Origin of the sequence: Tropicimonas isoalkanivorans (assembly GCF_900112335.1) — a bacterium.
GTDB lineage: Bacteria > Pseudomonadota > Alphaproteobacteria > Rhodobacterales > Rhodobacteraceae > Tropicimonas > Tropicimonas isoalkanivorans.
On sequence record NZ_FOLG01000004.1, the window covers coordinates 213,839 to 230,797 of the forward strand.

The 16,959-nt window shown below is 66.7% G+C and carries 17 protein-coding genes; 12 read left to right on the forward strand and 5 right to left on the reverse strand.

Annotated elements, in window-relative coordinates:
• The first annotated feature begins 90 nt into the window (after nucleotides 1-90).
• A complete protein-coding gene (locus BM075_RS10005) occupies nucleotides 91-732 on the forward strand; it encodes a LysE family translocator (protein ID WP_093360535.1) in 642 nt (213 codons plus the stop codon).
• A 78-nt stretch (nucleotides 733-810) separates the two neighbouring features.
• Here BM075_RS10005 and BM075_RS10010 read toward each other — a convergent pair whose 3' ends face one another.
• Nucleotides 811-1,947 carry an alpha-hydroxy acid oxidase gene (locus tag BM075_RS10010; protein WP_093360536.1) on the reverse strand — a complete coding sequence of 379 codons (1,137 nt, stop codon included), beginning with the start codon at nucleotides 1,945-1,947 and terminating at the stop codon, nucleotides 811-813.
• A gap of 44 nt (nucleotides 1,948-1,991) precedes the next feature.
• On the reverse strand, nucleotides 1,992-3,197 hold the full coding sequence (gene uxuA, locus BM075_RS10015) for a mannonate dehydratase (RefSeq protein WP_093360537.1): 1,206 nt from the start codon (nucleotides 3,195-3,197) through the stop codon (nucleotides 1,992-1,994).
• Nucleotides 3,198-3,310: 113 nt separating this feature from the next.
• Here uxuA and BM075_RS10020 point away from each other — a divergent pair, with 113 nt between their 5' ends.
• The 5 genes from BM075_RS10020 to BM075_RS10040 all read left to right on the forward strand — a co-directional run bounded on the left by BM075_RS10020 (nucleotide 3,311) and on the right by BM075_RS10040 (nucleotide 7,944).
• Nucleotides 3,311-4,021: a GntR family transcriptional regulator gene (locus BM075_RS10020; RefSeq protein ID WP_093360538.1), complete on the forward strand. Its 711-nt coding sequence runs from the start codon at nucleotides 3,311-3,313 to the stop codon at nucleotides 4,019-4,021.
• 37 nt (nucleotides 4,022-4,058) lie between these two features.
• Entirely contained in the window at nucleotides 4,059-5,036 is a 978-nt protein-coding gene (locus BM075_RS10025) for a TRAP transporter substrate-binding protein (protein WP_093360539.1), read from the forward strand.
• A 69-nt stretch (nucleotides 5,037-5,105) separates the two neighbouring features.
• Nucleotides 5,106-5,612 carry a TRAP transporter small permease gene (locus tag BM075_RS10030; protein ID WP_177208310.1) on the forward strand — a complete coding sequence of 169 codons (507 nt, stop codon included), beginning with the start codon at nucleotides 5,106-5,108 and terminating at the stop codon, nucleotides 5,610-5,612.
• 4 nt (nucleotides 5,613-5,616) lie between these two features.
• Entirely contained in the window at nucleotides 5,617-6,894 is a 1,278-nt protein-coding gene (locus BM075_RS10035) for a TRAP transporter large permease (protein ID WP_093360540.1), read from the forward strand.
• Between the two features lie 9 nt (nucleotides 6,895-6,903).
• Nucleotides 6,904-7,944, forward strand: a complete 1,041-nt coding sequence (locus BM075_RS10040; protein WP_093360541.1) for an L-idonate 5-dehydrogenase — start codon at nucleotides 6,904-6,906, stop codon at nucleotides 7,942-7,944.
• 69 nt (nucleotides 7,945-8,013) lie between these two features.
• Here BM075_RS10040 and BM075_RS10045 read toward each other — a convergent pair whose 3' ends face one another.
• A complete protein-coding gene (locus BM075_RS10045) occupies nucleotides 8,014-9,045 on the reverse strand; it encodes a hydroxyacid dehydrogenase (protein WP_093360542.1) in 1,032 nt (343 codons plus the stop codon).
• Nucleotides 9,046-9,141: 96 nt separating this feature from the next.
• Between BM075_RS10045 and BM075_RS10050 the strand changes: the two genes are divergently transcribed.
• From BM075_RS10050 to BM075_RS10075, 6 genes are all read left to right on the forward strand, one after another.
• Entirely contained in the window at nucleotides 9,142-10,209 is a 1,068-nt protein-coding gene (locus BM075_RS10050) for a LacI family DNA-binding transcriptional regulator (RefSeq protein ID WP_093360543.1), read from the forward strand.
• Between the two features lie 34 nt (nucleotides 10,210-10,243).
• Nucleotides 10,244-11,215: a sugar ABC transporter substrate-binding protein gene (locus BM075_RS10055; protein WP_093360544.1), complete on the forward strand. Its 972-nt coding sequence runs from the start codon at nucleotides 10,244-10,246 to the stop codon at nucleotides 11,213-11,215.
• 105 nt (nucleotides 11,216-11,320) lie between these two features.
• Nucleotides 11,321-12,325 carry an ABC transporter permease gene (locus tag BM075_RS10060; RefSeq protein WP_093360545.1) on the forward strand — a complete coding sequence of 335 codons (1,005 nt, stop codon included), beginning with the start codon at nucleotides 11,321-11,323 and terminating at the stop codon, nucleotides 12,323-12,325.
• Entirely contained in the window at nucleotides 12,322-13,092 is a 771-nt protein-coding gene (locus BM075_RS10065; RefSeq protein ID WP_093360546.1) for an ATP-binding cassette domain-containing protein, read from the forward strand. Before BM075_RS10060 ends, BM075_RS10065 begins: the two co-directional genes overlap by 4 nt.
• 3 nt (nucleotides 13,093-13,095) lie before the next feature.
• Nucleotides 13,096-13,950: a sugar phosphate isomerase/epimerase family protein gene (locus tag BM075_RS10070; RefSeq protein WP_093360547.1), complete on the forward strand. Its 855-nt coding sequence runs from the start codon at nucleotides 13,096-13,098 to the stop codon at nucleotides 13,948-13,950.
• Between the two features lie 6 nt (nucleotides 13,951-13,956).
• The gene (locus tag BM075_RS10075; RefSeq protein WP_093360548.1) at nucleotides 13,957-14,598 is read left to right on the forward strand and encodes a nucleoside triphosphate hydrolase; all 642 of its coding nucleotides are present in this window, start codon (nucleotides 13,957-13,959) and stop codon (nucleotides 14,596-14,598) included.
• 245 nt (nucleotides 14,599-14,843) lie between these two features.
• Here the strand turns inward: BM075_RS10075 and BM075_RS10080 are convergent, their stop codons facing one another.
• Together BM075_RS10080 and BM075_RS10085 are read right to left on the reverse strand one after the other, a co-directional pair.
• Entirely contained in the window at nucleotides 14,844-15,791 is a 948-nt protein-coding gene (locus BM075_RS10080) for a D-ribose ABC transporter substrate-binding protein (RefSeq protein ID WP_093360549.1), read from the reverse strand.
• A 104-nt stretch (nucleotides 15,792-15,895) separates the two neighbouring features.
• Nucleotides 15,896-16,957: an ABC transporter permease gene (locus tag BM075_RS10085; protein WP_093360550.1), complete on the reverse strand. Its 1,062-nt coding sequence runs from the start codon at nucleotides 16,955-16,957 to the stop codon at nucleotides 15,896-15,898.
• Nucleotides 16,958-16,959: the final 2 nt, after the last annotated feature.

A 16,959-nucleotide genomic window follows, 5' to 3' on the forward strand; every position in this document is an offset into this window, starting at 1 on the left:
CTCTGACCGGGCGGTGGATGCCGCCCGGCTGTTCGCTGTGCCGGGCCTGCGCGTCAGCCGTGCGGGCGATGTTGCCCCAGGATACTCCCAATGGAATTTACTGCCCCCTTGCTCGCCTACGCCGCCGCCCTGGCCATCGCGGCGATTATCCCCGGACCCGGAGTCGCGGCCCTCGTCGGGCAATCCCTCGCCGGAGGGATGCGCGCGTCGGTCTTCTTTCTGATCGGGCTCGCGCTCGGCGATCTGACCTATCTGACCTTTGCCGTGGCGGGGCTCGCCGTTGTCGCGCAAACCTTCGCCGGGGCGTTCATCCTGCTCAAGATCGCCGGAGGGGCGTATCTCGTCTACCTCGCCTACCGGATATGGACGAGCGACGCGGCGGCTACGACCATCACCAAATCCGACGGCACGTCCGGGCTGGCCGCGACGGTTGCCGGATACACGATCACCATGAGCAATCCCAAGACGATCATCTTCTACCTGGCGTTGGTGCCAACGGTTGTTGACCTGAAGACGATTGGCGTCAGCCAATGGGCTGTCCTCTGCCTCGTGACGGTCGCGGTGCTCGGCGCGACCCTGATCCCCTATGCGATCCTGGCGGACCGTGCACGTGCGGTCCTTGGGCGCTCCACCTCCCTCCGCCGCCTCAACATGTGGGCCGCTGGGTTCATCGGGGCCGCCGGGGTTGTCATCCTCGGAGAAGCCGCGCGCGCAATGACGCGGAGAACCTGAGGCGGGCGCTCGTTCCGGGCCTCCGCTTTCAGGACAGAACCGGCAGCTTCGGCCTCCAGCTAACGCCTTAGGCCGGTTTCAATCGGCGGTCGGGGCTAGCTCGCCGATGGAGCGGGCGCCGAGCTGGATCATGTTTGTTTCCACGTCGGCGCGCAGAATGTCGTAGACATGATCGCCGCCCCGCGCCCCGAGCGCGGCCGTGCCATAGAGGAACGCCCGCCCCAGCAGGCAGAAATCGGCGCCGAGGCTGAGCGCGCGCAGGATGTCGACGCCGCTTTCGATGCCGCTGTCGAAGAGGATCTTTGTCTCGCCCCTGACGGCTGCGGCGATCTCCGGCAGGACTCGGATCGTCGGTGGGGCGGCGTCGAACTGCCGGCCGCCGTGGTTGGAAACGACGATGCCGTCGGCGCCGACCTCCACCGCGCGGCGGGCATCCTCGGGCGAAAGAATCCCTTTAATGACGAACGGACCGTCCCAGGCGTCCCGCATCTGGCGCACCATTTCCCAGTCCGGCCGCCCGTCCACGACCTTGCCCACGAGCCGGGCGGCGCCTGAGAAGGACGTGCTGTCGAAGTACTTCTCCAGTGTGCGGAACTTCGGAATGCCGTGGCGGAGCGTTGCGATGGACCAAGCCGGGCGGATGGCGGCGCGAAAGAGGGTTTTGGGCGTGAACTTCGGCGGCACGGAGACGCCAGCCACGAGCTGCCGCTCCCGGCGGCTGCCGACGGGGACGTCCACCGTGACGACCAGCACGGAAAACCCGCTGTCGGCGGCACGTTTCAGCATGTCGGCGCGGATCTCGGGGTCGATCGGCGTATAAAGCTGGAACCAGCCGTTGCCGCCGGCCAGCGGGCCGATGACCTCGGGCGCCTCGTTGGCGGTGGTGCTCAGCGCGTAGGGCATGGCCTTGCGCGCCGCGGTCTCGGCCAGGAAAATCTCCGTCTTCGGCCACATCAGGCCGGAGAGGCCCACCGGCCCCGCGCCGAAGGGGACGGAATAGGTCCGCCCGAAGATCTCGGTGGTCAGGTCGGGCGTGAAGCGGCCGCGCAGGACGCGCGGGACCAGCTCGACGGCATTCAGCGCGTCACGGTTTCGCTGGACCAGCGTCTCGTGCCCGGTGCCGCTCGCCAAATACTCCCACGCAAAGAACGGTGCCCGCTGGCGCGCCTTCGCGGCGAGGTAGGGGATCGAGGGGTAACGGTCTTCGAGCGACATGGCGCACCTCGCTCCGGCCCCGGCTCAGGCGGGGCCGGCCGTCGTCAGGCGGCGGTGTGGGAGACGGCGGCAACGATCCCGCGGAGTTCCGCGAGGCCCTTGAGCCGCCCAATGGCAGGATAGCCCGGCTGTGCCTGCCGCTTCTGGTCGTCAAGAATGTCCTGCCCGTGGTCTGGGCGGAAGGGGATGGACGAGTCGGCCCGGCCCGCGGCCTTGCGGCGCGCCTCTTCGGCCAGCGCGGCCTTGACCAGCGCGACCATGTCGGTGCCGCCGCCAAGGTGCTCCGCCTCGTGGAAGGAGCAGGGGATGCCGTCGGTTTCGCGGGTGACGTTGCGCAGGTGCAGGAAGTGCACCCGGTCGCCCAGCCGTTCCATCATCCCCGGCAGATCGTTGTCCGGGCGGGCGCCGAGGGAGCCGGAGCAGAGCGTGATGCCGTTGGCGGGCAGGTCCACCGACTCCACCAGCCATGTGTAATCCGCCTCGGTGGACATGATCCGGGGCAGGCCGAGCAGCGGGAACGGCGGGTCGTCGGGGTGGCAGCAGAGACGCAGCCCAAGCTCCTGCGCCAGCGGTGCCACTTCCGAGAGAAAATCGACAAGATGGCTGCGCAGACGGTCCTCGCCGATGACGCTGTATTCGTGCAGGTGGTGGCGCACATCCTCCAGCGTGAAGGACTCCGCCGCCCCCGGCAGGCCGAACACGACGTTGCGGGCAAGCGCGGCGCGCTGGTCGTCGTCCATCCGGGCGAACCGCTCGGCGGCCTCGGCGCGGACGTCCTCCGGGAAGTCGTCCTCCGCGCCCTTGCGCTCCAGCACGTGCAGGTCGAAGGCCGCGAAGTCCGCCAGATCGAACCGCATGCAGGTCGCGCCCGTGGGCAGCCGGTAGGCGAGGTCCGTCCGCGTCCAGTCCAGCACCGGCATGAAGTTGTAGCAGATCACCTCGACGCCGGCGGCGGCAAGGTTGCGCATGCTGGTGCGGTAGTTGTCGAGATGCTCCCGCCAGTCGTTCGTCTGCTTCTTGATGTCCTCGGAGACGGGGAGGCTTTCGACCACGTCCCACGTCAGGGTGGAGGGCGCGCCGCTGGACAGGGTCCCGATCTGCGCCTTGCGGGCCTCGATCTCCTCTGGGGACCAGATGGCGCCGGTGGGAATGTGGTGGAGCGCGGAAACGATCCCCTCGGCCCCTGCCTGACGGACATCGTCGATCGATACCAGGTCCTTGGGTCCGAACCACCGCCACGTCTGCCGCATCTTGCATCCCCCCTTGAAGCGAATCCCGGCGCAGGCACGCCCGCACCGTGGTTCTTCGTGTCATAGCACCGGGGCAAATGCTTGACTAGTATGGAAGTATGGTGGATAGATCGATGCAGGGGAAGAGCGCAGCAGGGTGGGGCGACATGCAACTGGATCAGTCCGCGCCGATCGGCCCGCAGTTGCACGGAATCCTGCGCGCCCGCATCGTCCGGAACGACCTGAAGCCCGGCGCCCACATCTCCGAGGCCGAGGTGGCGAAGTCCTACGCAATCAGCCGCCAGCCGGTGCGCGAAGCCTTCATCAAGCTTGCCGAAGAACGCCTGATCGAGATCCGCCCGCAGCGCAGCACCGTGGTGCGCAAGATCGACTGTGCCGCCGTGCTGGACATCCGTTTCGTGCGGGAGGCGATCGAGGCCGATATCGTCCGCCTGCTCGCCACCGCGCCCGATACGGGCCTGGTCGCGCGGCTCCGGGAACTCATCGGCTACCAGCGGGCAATCGCGGTGCGCAGTCCGAGCCAGTTCATCGCCGCCGACGAGGCGTTCCACGAAGCGCTGGCCGACGGGGCAGGGAAGAAGTCCGTCTGGTATCTCATCAGCGGGCTGAAGTCCCAGATGGATCGGGTCCGTTACCTCAGCTTCGAGATGTTTCCGCACGACAGGCTGATCGAACAACACGCCAAAATCGTCGATGCCATCGAGGCCGGCGACACCGCCGCCGCCGAACAGGCGATCCGGCGTCACTTGCGGGAGGTCCTGAGCGACCTGCCCGACATCATGCGCGCCCATCCGGATGCATTCACCACGCCGCCGCCGGATTGATGTTACGCTGACACCAGTCATCACAGAGGAGGACCAGATGACACTCAAGAAAACCTTTGCCGCGCTGGTCGCGGCCGGCCTAGCCACCACGGCCCTGTCGAGCGCGGCCTTCGCCGCCGACATGACGTTGAAGCTCGGCCACCTCGCCAACGAGGAAAACCCCTGGCATCTCGCCTCGGTCAAGTTCGGGGAGGAACTCTCCCGGCTCACCGACGGACGGATCGAGGTCGAGGTCTATCCCAACGAGTCGCTCGGCAAGGAGATCGACCTGATCAACGGCATGCAGCTTGGCACCGTGGACATGACGATCACCGGCGAGAGCCTGCAGAACTGGGCGCCCATGGCCGCGCTTCTGGCGGTTCCCTATGCCTACAAGTCGCTGGAGCACATGGACGAGACCGCCAGCGGCGAGATCGGCGACGAGATCGAGGCGCAGATCATCGAAAAGGTCCAGATCCGGCCCATCGCCTATTTCGCCCGCGGGCCGCGCGACCTGACCTCGAACCGCCCGATCGAGAGCCCGGACGATCTCGACGGCCTGAAGATGCGCGTGCCGAACGTGCCGCTCTTCGTCGATGTCTGGAAGGCGCTCGGCGCCCAGCCGACGCCCATGGCCTTCTCCGAGGTCTTCACCTCGCTGCAGAACGGCACCATCGACGCGCAGGAGAACCCGCTTGCCCTCATCCGCTCGGCCAACTTCAACGAGGTGCAGAGCCACGTGAACATGACCGAGCACGTCCGCTCCTGGATCTACCTGACCATCGCCGAGCAGACCTGGAACAAGCTCTCGGAAGAGGATCAGGCGGCAGTCATGGAAGCGGCCGCGACCGCGCAGGACTACGAGCGCGGGCTGTTCGAGGAAAGCCTGGCAGCGGACCGTGCCTATCTGGAAGAGAACGGCATGACCTTCGTCGAGGTCGACGGCCCCGCCTTTGCCGCCCAGGCGAAGGACGCGGTGCTCGCCAACGTCAGCGACGAGATCAAGCCCTACGTCGAGAACCTGTTCAGCGAATAACCACCACCACTCCTGAAACAGGCCGGCGGCGCCATGGTGCGGCGCCGGCCACCCCCCGGAGACTCCCCCATGAAAACGCTGGAACGGCTGACCAATATCATTTCGGCGATCTGCAAGGTCGGTGTCGGCCTGTCCTTCGCGATCCTCATCGTCGTCGTCCTGATACAGGTTGTCGGCCGCACCGCCGGCTCCTCGCCCGTCTGGACGGAAGAACTGACGCGCTTTTCGCTGCTCTACCTCGCCGCCTTCGGCGTCGGGCTGTCCTTTCGCAGCGGGGACCTCGTCAACGTGGACGTCATCTGCGAGAGCCTGCCAGGGCGCGCGCCTTGGGTGCTCCGCCTGATCTCCGCTCTCCTGACCGCCGCCGTGGCGCTGGTGCTCATCCCCCACGCGTGGAAATTCACCTCCATCGGCAAGATGCAGACCTCCCCGGCATTGGGCCTCAGGATGGACGCGGTCCATTTCACGGTCACGCTGCTGCTGGCGCTGCTGTTCGTCTTCGCGGCGCTGCGGGTGGTCAACATGCTTTCCGGCCGGTCGGACGGGCTGCCGCTCAAATCTCAAGAGGAAGCGTGACGCGATGGAAGTCTTCGTCCTCTTCGCCGTCTTCATCGGCGGGCTCATCATCGGGGTTCCGGTTGCGGTGACGCTGGCGCTGTCCTCGCTGGTCTACCTGCTGCTCTCCGGCATCCCGCTCGTCGTCATGCCGCAAAAGATCTATGCCGGGATGGACGTCTTCGTCCTGCTGTCGATCCCCGGCTTCATCCTTGCCGGCAACCTGATGAACCGGGGCGGGATCACCAACCGCATCATCCGCTTCGCCAATGCGCTGGTGGGATGGATTCGCGGCGGGCTGGGGCTGACCAACATCGCCGCCTCCATGCTCTTCGGCGGGATCACGGGAACCGCGGTGGCCGATGCGGCCTCCATTGGCGGCGTGATGATCCCGGGCATGAAGAAAGCCGGCTATCCCACTGATTTCTCGGCCGCTGTTACGGCCGCGTCCTCCACCGTCGGCCCCATCATCCCGCCCTCCGTGCCGATGATCATCGTCGGCGCCCTGTCGGGGATCTCGGTCGGCAAGATGTTCATGGCCGGCGCGGTGCCGGGCATCCTGATGGGGCTGGCGATGATGGTGACGTGCTACGTCATCTCCGTGCGCAAGAATTTCCCCCGCCAGAGCTGGCAGGGCTTCGGCGAAGTTCTCCGCGCGCTTGGCGACGCCTTCTGGGCGCTGGCGATGACGGGGCTGATCATCTACGGCCTGCTGAGCGGGCTGGCGACGCCGACGGAAACGGCCGTCGTCGCCTCCGTCTATGCGTTCATCGTCGGGGCCTTCGTCTATCGCGAACTTCCCGTGCGGGAGGTGCCGCGGGTGTTGGTGGAGAGCGCCATCTCCTCCGCCGCGATCCTGTCGCTCGTCGGCTTCGCGAACGTCTTTGGCTGGATCCTCGTGTCCGAGCGCATCCCGCAGGCCATCGCCAACGCGGTGCTGGCGCTCACCGACAACCGGATCATGGTGATCCTCATCATCAACCTGCTGCTCCTCTTCGTCGGCATGTTCATGGAGACCATCGCCGCGCTCATCATCCTGTTCGTGCCACTGCTGTCGCTGGCGCAGGCCGTCGGGATCGAGCCGCTCCACTTCGCCACCTTCGCCGTGCTGAACCTGATGATCGGACTGACCACGCCGCCCGTGGGCGTGTGCCTCTTCGTCTGCGCGGGCATCGCGAAGCTGCCGCTGACGCCGGTGGTGCGCGCCATCTTCCCCTTCCTTCTGACGAACATCCTCGTGCTGCTCGCGGTCTCCTTCTGGTCGCCGCTGGCCACCTGGCTGCCGTCGATCCTCATGCCATAGGACCCTGCCATGGAAACCCGTGTCTGCCGCCTCCACAGCCAAGGAGACATCCACATCGAAACCATCCCGCTCGCCGCCCCGGGGCCGGGCGAGGTGGTGATCGGCGTCGGCGCCGGCGGCATCTGCGGGTCGGACATCCACTATTTTCAGGACGGCGGCATCGGCACTATCCGCGTGCGGGAGCCGATCATCCTGGGCCACGAGGCGGCGGGAACGGTTCTGGAGCTGGGCGAGGGCCTCGAGGGCCTGGCCGTGGGCGACAAGGTGGCGCTGAACCCGAGCCACCCCTGCGGCACGTGCAAATACTGCAAGGAGGGCCTGTTCGTTCACTGCCTGAACATGCGGTTCAAAGGCTCCGCCATGCGGATGCCCCACGAACAGGGCCTGTTCCGGGACCGCCTGCCGTACCTCGCCAGCCAATGCGTGAAGGTCGCCCCTGATGTGACGCTGGCCGAGGCCGCCTGTTCGGAGCCGCTGGCCGTCTGCGTCCACGCGGTATCGCGCGCCGGCGATCTGGCGGGGCGCGCCGTGCTGGTGACCGGCGCGGGGCCCATCGGCGCGCTCTGCGCGGCGCTGGCGGCGGAGGCCGGCGCGGCGGAGATCGTCGTGACCGACCTGCAGGACTTCCCGCTTTCCGTGGCCGCCAAGATGGGCGCGACCGAGACCATCAATGTCGCGACCGATCCGGCCGCGCTGGACCGCTTCGCCGCAGACAAGGGCCATTTCGACGTCTGTCTGGAATGCACTGCCGCCGCCCCCGCGATCCGGTCGGCCATCGAATGCCTCCGCCCGCAGGGCACGCTCGTTCAGGTGGGCGTGGCCGGCGAGGTGCCCGTCTCCATCAACATGCTGGTCGCCAAGGAGATCACCCTGCGCGGCACCCACCGCTTCCACGAGGAATTCGCCATGGCGGTCGACAAGATCAACCGCCGGTCCATCGATGTCCGCCCGATCGTGACCCAGAGCTTCGATATGGCGGATGCGCAGGCGGCGTTCGGCATCGCGGGCGACCGGTCGGCCGCCGTCAAGGTGCAGCTCTCCTTCGCCTGACCCGCGCCGCACATCCTCGCTCGCGGGGGCAGGGCGGGGCGTGCCACCCCGCCCCCGGTCGCGGGGGGATCAGTTGGTGGTCACGGGCCGGGAGCGCATCCGGCTGGCCGTCTCCCGCTCCGCGCGCTTGCACCGCATAGGCGGCAGGCCACGGTCCATCAGGTCCATGTCTTCCAGAACCATGTCGCCCATCTGCTTGAACGCCACGTCCATCGCACCCGCGCGATGGGCGGAACGGATGAAGCCGTCGAGCCTGCGCACCCGGTGATCGGCCGGCATCGGCTCCTCCGGAAAGACGTCGCTCGCCGCAACGATGTGCCCGCCTTCAACGGCATCCAGAAGCGCGTCGAAATCCACCACGTCCGCGCGCGACAGCAGGATGAAGGCAGCGCCGTTGCGCATCCTCTCGAACGCCTCCGCGCCGAGGAATCCCCGGTTCTCCGAGGTCACGGCCGCCAGGACGAAGACGTAGTCCGAAGAGCTCAGCACGGTTTCCAGGCTCGCCGGCTCCACGCCGTGATCCTCCAGGATCGAGGGCGGCAGCCAGGGGTCGAACACCCGCACCCGCGCCCGGAAGCCCGCAAGCAGGCGATTCAGCGCCTTGCCCAGATCTCCAAAGCCGATGATGCCAATCTCCGCGCCGGTCAGCAGCCGGGCGTTGGCATTGCCATCACCGCCCCACTCCTCGCAGCCGTTCCGGAAGTCCATGTCGGCGCCCACGACGCCTCGGGCAAGGTCGAGCGCAAGGGCAAGGCCCAGTTCGGCGACCGGCACGGCAAAGACCGCGCCGGTGGTCAGCACGTGGATGCCACGGCGAAAGACCTCGTCGTAGGGCATGTTGTCGAGCAGGTTCGACTCGACGTTCAGAACCGCGCGCAGGTTTTCCATCTTCGCCAGAGTTTCGGCGGGGATGGGCGGCTGCCCGAGGACGTATCGGGCCTCCGCCAGCGTGGCGTCGTCCAGCGTGGCGACCGCGTCTTCCGTGGTTTCCAGAAGCTTGTAACGATGACGAAGCTGTGAGAGCCTATCCGGGGTGAAAATGAGATCCAGAGTGCGCGGCTCAGGCGCGCAGATCACGAGGGGTTTGGACTCTTCGTTCATTGTACTCCTCCCGTATCATCAATAAATCGATTTACAGAATTTGTAAACCGATTTAGCCTGTGAGCGGAGGAGTTTTCGCGGCCAAGGGGAGGTACCGTGAAGAGGGAGGAAAGACCAAGACGCGCAACGATCCATGACGTCGCCCGCAGCGCGGGCGTGTCGGCGGCAACCGTCTCCAAGGTCCTGCGCGGGGTGGCAACGGTCCGCAAGGAAAACGCCGATCGCGTGCGCACCGCCGTGGCGGAGCTGGACTACCGGATGGACCCGCTCGCCTCGTCCCTGCGCAACGAGAGCCGGAGGATCATCGGCGCCGTGGTGCCGGACCTCGAGAGCCCCTTCTTCGGCGCCCTCGTGACCGGCCTGCAGGATGCGGCGGAGCGCGCCGGCTATCACCTGATCGTCGCTTCCAGCCGGGAGAGCGAGGAGCGGGAGGCCGAGCTGGTCGCCCGCATGAACGACTGGCGCGTGGCGGGGACGCTCCTTGCGCCCGTCCGGTCGGAGCGGGGCAGGGGTGCGGAAACCCTGCGCGCGCTGGACATGCAGGCGGTGCTGGTGGACCGCGTGTCGGACGATGAGCGTTACGACACCGTGTCGGCTGACAACTACCAGGCCTCCGCCAACGTGGCGGATTTCCTGCTCGGCCTGGGGCACCGCCACGTCCTGCTGCACGGGGCGACGCAGGTGTCCAAGGCGATCCGCACCCGGCTTGCCGGATTCACGGAACGGGCGAAGGCGCTGGACGCGGGCGTGCAGGTGGATACCGTGCTGTCGGACGCCGATGCCGACGTCCCCCATCGCTCGATCTGCAAGTACTTTGAGACGCGCGCTCCGGCCGACCGCCCGACGGCGGTGTTCTCGCTGTCCCAGCATTCGACTTTGCGGGTCGCCGCGGAACTCCGGCGGCGCGGCATTCGCGTGCCCGAAGACATCGCCCTTGTGGGCTTCGACGACGCGGACTGGATGCAGACGACCTGGCCATCCATCACCGCCGTCGCCCAGCCCGTGCACACGATGGCCGAGCACGCCATGGCGACGCTGCTGGCGCGGATCGAAGGGAATAACGACGGAGCGCCGGTGCAGCATCTCGAGGCGTGCGAAATGCTCGTCCGCGAGTCGGCTGGGCCGGAAACGGAAGTGCCGCGTAGGAGGACGCGGGGCAATTGAAAAGAGACGGAAGTATCCAGAGGAGGAGACTACAATGTCCAGATTTTCAAGTACATTTGGTGCCACTGCCATGGCGGCCCTGTTCGCGGTCAGCCCGGCCTTTGCCGATGGCGAATATGCGATCCTGATGAAAACGCTCGCGAACCCGTTCTGGGGCGCGATGGGCGAGGGCGTGGAAGCCGGCGCGGAGGAAGCCGGCGTCGCCTATATCGTGCAGTCGGTCGAAAGCGACCAGGCAGTCGAAAACCAGCTCAACGTCTGCAACACGATGCTGGAACGCAACCCGGTGGCGCTCGTCACGGCGGCGATCAACTCCACGAACCTGTTGCCCTGCCTCAAGGCGGCACAGGAGGCGGGCATCAAGCTGGTCGATCTCGACGGCAACCTCGACCCGGCGATCCTGGAGCAAGAGGGCATCGACATCACCTTCTCCATCGGCTCGGACAACGTGAAGGCCGGCGGGCAAGGCGCTGAATACATGGTCGAACAGCTCGGCGCGGACGCCGAGGGGCCGGTGCTGGTGATCGAAGGGCTGTCGGGCAACGTGACCGGTCAGAAACGCGCGCAGGGCTTTGCCGACACGCTGGCCGAACTGGCGCCGGGGCTTGAGATCGTGGCCTCGCTGCCCGGTGACTGGGATCGCGGAAAGGCCGCGTCCATCACCAACGACATCCTGACCCGCAACCCGGACCTGAAGGGCATCTTCGCCGCCAACGATGGCATGGCGCTCGGCGCGGTCGAGTCGGTCTATGCCGCCGGGAAGGGCGGCGAGGTCGTCATCATCGGTGTCGACGGCAACTCCGACGCCGTGAAGTCCATCGAACAGGGCAGGCTGACGGCTTCCGTCGCGCAGCTTCCCTACCTCGTCGGCAAACAGGCCGTCGAGAACGTGAAGGTCGCCGTCGACGGCGGCGAGGTGGAAGAGCACATCACAGTGCCGACACTCGTTCTGACCAAGGAGGTCATGGACGCAGGTACCGAGCCGTTGCTCGAATACGTGAAGTGACCTGACCCCGGTCCGGCGGGGCCTTCTCCCCGCCCCGCCGGACCCCTTTCCCGGCCAATCGAAGCGACCGGCCCCGGCCCGCCGCGGCAGACCCGAAAGACCGACATGACCCCCACCTCGACACAAGGGAAACCCGCGCCGAGCCTCTGGAAACGGCTGCAGGCCGGCTCCATCGAGCAGCTCCACGTGCGGCTGGAATCGCTCATCGTCCTGATCGTGCTCGCCGGCATCATGGCGATGCTGTCGCCGTTCTTCCTGTCGGTCAGCAATTTCCTGAACATCCTGCTGGCGACCTCCACCATCGGCGTGCTGGCCATCGCCGCCACCTTCGTGATCGGCTCCGGCGGGCTGGACCTGTCGCTCGGCTCGGTCATGGGGCTGTCGGGCGTCGTCGGAGCCTACGTCGGCGTCAACTGGGGCCTGCCGATGCCCATCGCGGTGGCCGCCTGCATCGGCGCGGGCGCGGCGGCGGGCTTCGTCAACGGCACCATCGTCACCCGCGCCTACGTGCCGGCCTTCATCGTCACCCTTGGGATGCTCGGCATCGCCCGCGGGCTAGCACTGGTGATCTCCGACGGGCGGGTGATCTACGGCCTGCCGCCGTCAATGGTCTACCTGGGGCAGGGACGGCCCCTGAGCATCCCGATGCCGGTCATCATCTTCGTGACCACCGCCATCGTCATGCATTGCGTCCTCGCCTACACGCGGTACGGCCGGCACACGCTGGCCATCGGGGACAGCGAGAACGCAGCCCGCACCGCCGGGATCAACATCGAGCGCCACCGCCGCAGCCTCTACACCCTCTCCGGGGCGCTGGCAGGGCTCGGCGGGCTGCTCTTCACCGCCCGCATCAACGCCGGGGACCCGACGGCGGGCCTCACCTACGAACTCACCGCCATCACCGCGGCCATCATCGGCGGCACCAACCTCTTCGGCGGGCGCGGCTCGATCCTGGGCACCATGGTCGGCGCGCTGATCATGGGGGTGCTGCAGAACGGCCTGAACCTGCTCGCGGTGCAGTCCTACTACCAGCAGATGGCCATCGGCGCGGTGCTCATCCTCGCGGTCTTCATCGACCAGTACCAGCTCAGGAAGGAGACCCGCGTATGACCCTTCTGGATGTCACGGGAATCACCAAGAGCTTCGGCGCGGTGCACGTGCTGCACGGCGTGGATTTCCACGTGGACGCGGGCGAGGTCGTCGGGCTGGTGGGCGACAACGGCGCCGGCAAGTCCACTCTGATGAAGATCGTCACCGGCATGTATTCCGCGGACTCCGGCAACATCACCCTCGAAGGCAAGCCGATCCTCGGCTTCGATCCGGGCGAGCGGCGCAGCCTCGGGATCGAGATGATCTACCAGGACCTTGCGCTCGCCAAGCAGCAGGACGTGGCATCCAACATCTTCCTCGGCCGGGAGCCGGTGCGGAAGATCCTCGGCATGAACTTCGTCGACCGCGCCACCATGAAGCGCGAGGCGCAGGCGATGATCGACAGGCTCGGTGCCCGCCTGCCGGCGATTTCCCGGCCCGTGGGCTCGTTCTCCGGCGGCCAGCAGCAGTCCGTCGCCATCGCCCGTGCGCTGACCTTCGACCCCAAGATCGTCATCATGGACGAGCCCACCGCCGCGCTCGCCGTGCGGGAGGTGCAGGGCGTGCTCGACCTGATCCGCCAGCTCAAGTCCGAGGGGATCGGGGTCATCCTGATCTCCCACCGCCTCAACGACGTGCTCAGCGTGACGGACCGGATCGTGGTTCTGCGGCAGGGGCAGGCGACGGCCGATCTCACCACGTCGGAGACGAACATGGCCGAAGTGGTCTCCGCCATTGTCGGCGGCGACGATATGGCCGCTGCGGCCGAACATGAATCGAGAGGATAACCCATGGCGAAACTTGGCCTTCACACCTTTGCGGCGGCCCCGAAATGGGACGTGCCCGCGATGCGGGCGCTGATGCCGAAATTCGACGCGCACAAGGTCCGGGTCCTGGAGATCCCCCTTCTGGACCCCGCCGAGATCGACGTGGCCGAGACGCGCGCCTTCATGGAGGAGACCGGCATCGAGCCCGTCTGCTCCCTCGGGCTGCCCGACGATATCAACGTGATCGAGGACCCGGACGCCGGCCTCGCCTTTCTCAAGCCCGCCTTCGAGGTCGCCTCCGGCGTCGGCGCGGCGGCCCTGGCGGGCGTGACCTATGGCACCATCGGCCGGATTTCCGGCGCGCCGCGCACCCAGGCCGAATTCGACGGCACCTGCCGCTTTATCGAACGGGCGGCCAGGATGGCGGCGGACCACGGGCTAAAACTCGGGGTCGAGCCGTGCAACCGCTACGAGACCCACATCATGAACACCGGTGCCGACGGGCGCGCCTATTGCGAGGCGGTGGGAGCCGACAACGTCTTCATCCATCTCGACACCTACCACATGAACATCGAGGAGGTGTCCTACGCCCAGGGCCTGCGGGACTGCGGGCCGTTCTTGGGCTACGTGCACCTGTCGGAATCGAACCGCGGCGCGCCGGGCGCGGGTACCATCGGCTGGGACGAGGTCTACCGCACCCTCGCCGAGATCGGCTTCGAGGGCACCACGACGCTGGAGAGCATGAACCACGTGCACCCGGCCATCGCCTCTGCTCTGGCGATCTGGCGGCCGGTCGCCGCGACGCCCGCTGACGTGATCGACGCGGGCCTTCCTTTCCTTCACCGGCACGCGGAGGCGGCCGGTTTCACTTATGAGTAGAAGCTGATGACGGACGTTGCAGAATACATTTCGCGAACGGCGGCGGATCTCGCGTCGCGGGTCGAGGCGCTGCCAGAAGCCAGCGGGCGGACGCTCGTGGCCATCGCAGGGCCGCCGGGGGCAGGAAAGTCCACCCTCGCGGCGGCGGTGGTGTCTGAACTCGTGCGCCGCGGGCACGCGGCCGTGCTCATGCCGATGGACGGGTTTCATCTCGACGACCGCCTGCTGGAACCGCGCGGCCTGCTGCCGCGCAAGGGGTCGCCGGAAACCTTCGACTACGGCGGCTTCGCGACCGCGCTTCGGCGCATCCGCGATGGTGAGACAGTGCTCCTGCCGGTCTTCGACCGCACCCGCGAAATCGCCATCGCCGGCGCGGAGGAGATCCGGCCCGAAACCCGGATCGTCGTGGTGGAGGGCAACTACCTCGTCCTCGACGAGGACCCGTGGCGGCAACTGGCCGAGTTCTGGGATTTCTCCGTCTTCCTCCGCGAACCGATGGACGAACTGGAGCGGCGGCTTGTGGACCGTTGGCTCGGCTACGGTTTCGAGCCGGAGGCGGCCCGCACCAAGGCGCTCGGCAACGACATCCCGAACGCGCGGCGCGTGAACGACAATCTGGGCAAGGTCGACCTCGTCCTGACGCCGTAGAACCTCCGGCAGGCGAGGGGCGTCCTCACAGCGCCCCCGCCCTATCCGGCCCGGCATGGGCTTCCGTACCGCGCCCGCTCAAATCCCTTACAGATGGTTAACGTGTCCCTGTAAGTATCTGATTTCAGGCCAGATCGCTCTGTCCCACGGATGGGACACTGTCGTCCCAATGAAAATGGGCGCCGCCGAAGCAGCGCCCATTCCCCGTTGCCCGATCCGGGCGAACGGATTCCCAGACCCCAGTCTTATTCAGACATCACGAAGGGCGCGGAGTACTTGTCGACGTTGTCCGGCGTGATGAGCGAGCAGTCAAAGAGCTGCTTCTCTTCCGCCACCATCGGCTCGCCGTTCTTGACGTAGTAGTCCGCCTGCCGCACCGCCTCTTCGGAGAACACGGCGACCGGCTGCAGGACCGAGTAGGCCATCTCGCCCGCCTTGATCGCTTCCACCGCATCCGGCGAGCCGTCGAAGCCGCCGACGATCACGTTCTCGAGCTTGCCGGCTTCCTTCAGCGCGGCGATCGCGCCGAGGGCCATCTCGTCGTTGCCGGAGATCACCGCCGTGAAGTCAGGGTTGGCCTGAATGATGGACTGCATCTTGTTGTAGCCCTGGGTGCGGTCCCAGTTGGCGACTTCCTCGGCCACCTTTTCCAGCCCCGGATACTGGCTGATCACGGTTTCGTAGCCGTTCGACCGGGTGGCGGCGTTGTTGTCGGCCGGGTTGCCGAAGAACTCGACGTACTTGGCCTCGTCCCCCACGAGTTCAACCCACTGCACCGCGCCGAGCGCCGCACCCTGGGCGTTGTTGGAGACAAGCTGCGCCGTAGCCAGGCCAGCCTCGTTGATCTCGGCGTTGACCAGGAACACAGGGATGCCCGCGTCCACGGCCTTCTTCACCGCGCCCACGGACCCGTCGGCGTTGGCCGGGTCGAGAATGATCGCCTTGGCGCCGTTCGTGATCGCCGCGTCGATCAGGTTGCTCTCGGCGTTGGTGTCGCCCTTGTGCGCCGACACGTTGGCCTCGTAGCCCAGTTCCTCGGCAGTGGCCTTGGCCACTTCGCCTTCGGTGAACCAGTAGGGGTTCGCCGGGTCGGTGACGATGATGGACATCAGGCCCTCGGCCCATCCGGCGCCTGCCATGAGGGGTGCGGCTGCCACGGCCGCGAGCAGAGAGCGTTTGGTAATCTTGAGCATTGGGTTTCCTCCCGTTGGTTTGAAGTATGCCGGATTCCCGGCTGTTTTTCCCGCACCTGCGATCTCCTCCGACCGGGCGAAGTGCGAAAATCTCGAAGTAAAGGTCAGCGCTTGCCGCCTCCGCTATACTGGATGGAGTTCAGCATGACGGCCAGAACGATCACGGCGCCGGTGAACACCGTCTGCCAGTAGGACGAGACGCCGATGATGACGAGGCCGTCGGACAGAAAGCCAATCACGAAGGCGCCGAGCATGGTGCCGCGCACGTTGCCCCGCCCACCCATCAGGGAGGCGCCGCCCACGACCACGGCCGCGATCGCGGTCAGTTCGTAAGTGAAACCGGCGGTTGGCCCGGCGGAGGTGAGCTGCGAACTCAGGACGAGCCCGGCAATGGCGGCGCAGGAGCCCGAGAGCATGTAGACGATGATCTTGACCCGCTTGACCGGCACACCCGAAAGCTCCGCCGCGTTCTCGTTGCCGCCGGCGGCATAGAGCCAGCGGCCGAAGGCGGTGCGCATGAGAAGCAGCCCGGTGGCCACCGCGACGATGGCCAGAATGATCACGCCGATGGGAATGCCCGCGATGCGGTTGAACCCAAGCCAGTCGAAGCCGGTGTTGCCAAGCGCGGGGTCACCCGAAAGGTTATTGAATGTCAGGCCGTTGGTCATCAGCAGCGCCACGCCGCGGGCCACGTAGAGCGACCCCAGGGTAGCGACGAAGGCGGGCACCTTGAAGAAGGCGATGAGCACGCCGTTGACCAGCCCCACGAAGGCGCCGAGCGAAATGGTCAGCACGACCACGGCCCAGACCGGCGGGTAAAGGATGACGCCCGCCCATTCCAGTTCGACCCCCTGCAGAAGGAACCCCGCGAAGACGCCGGAGAGCCCCAGCACGGAGCCGACCGAGAGGTCGATGCCGCCGTTCAGGATCACCAGCAGCATCCCGATGGCCAACAGGCCGAAGATGGCCACGTGGTTCGCCATAATCAGGAAGTTGCTGACTGTCGCATAGTTCGGCGACAGGAAGGAAAAGACGATTATGATGGCGATCAGGGCGAAGAAGGCCCGACCTTCCAGCAGCGCATGCCCGATGCTGAAATTTTCGCCGAAGAGGGACGAGAACGGTCCGTTCCGGCCTCGCTTGTTGTCCGTCGTTGCGTCCGTCATGC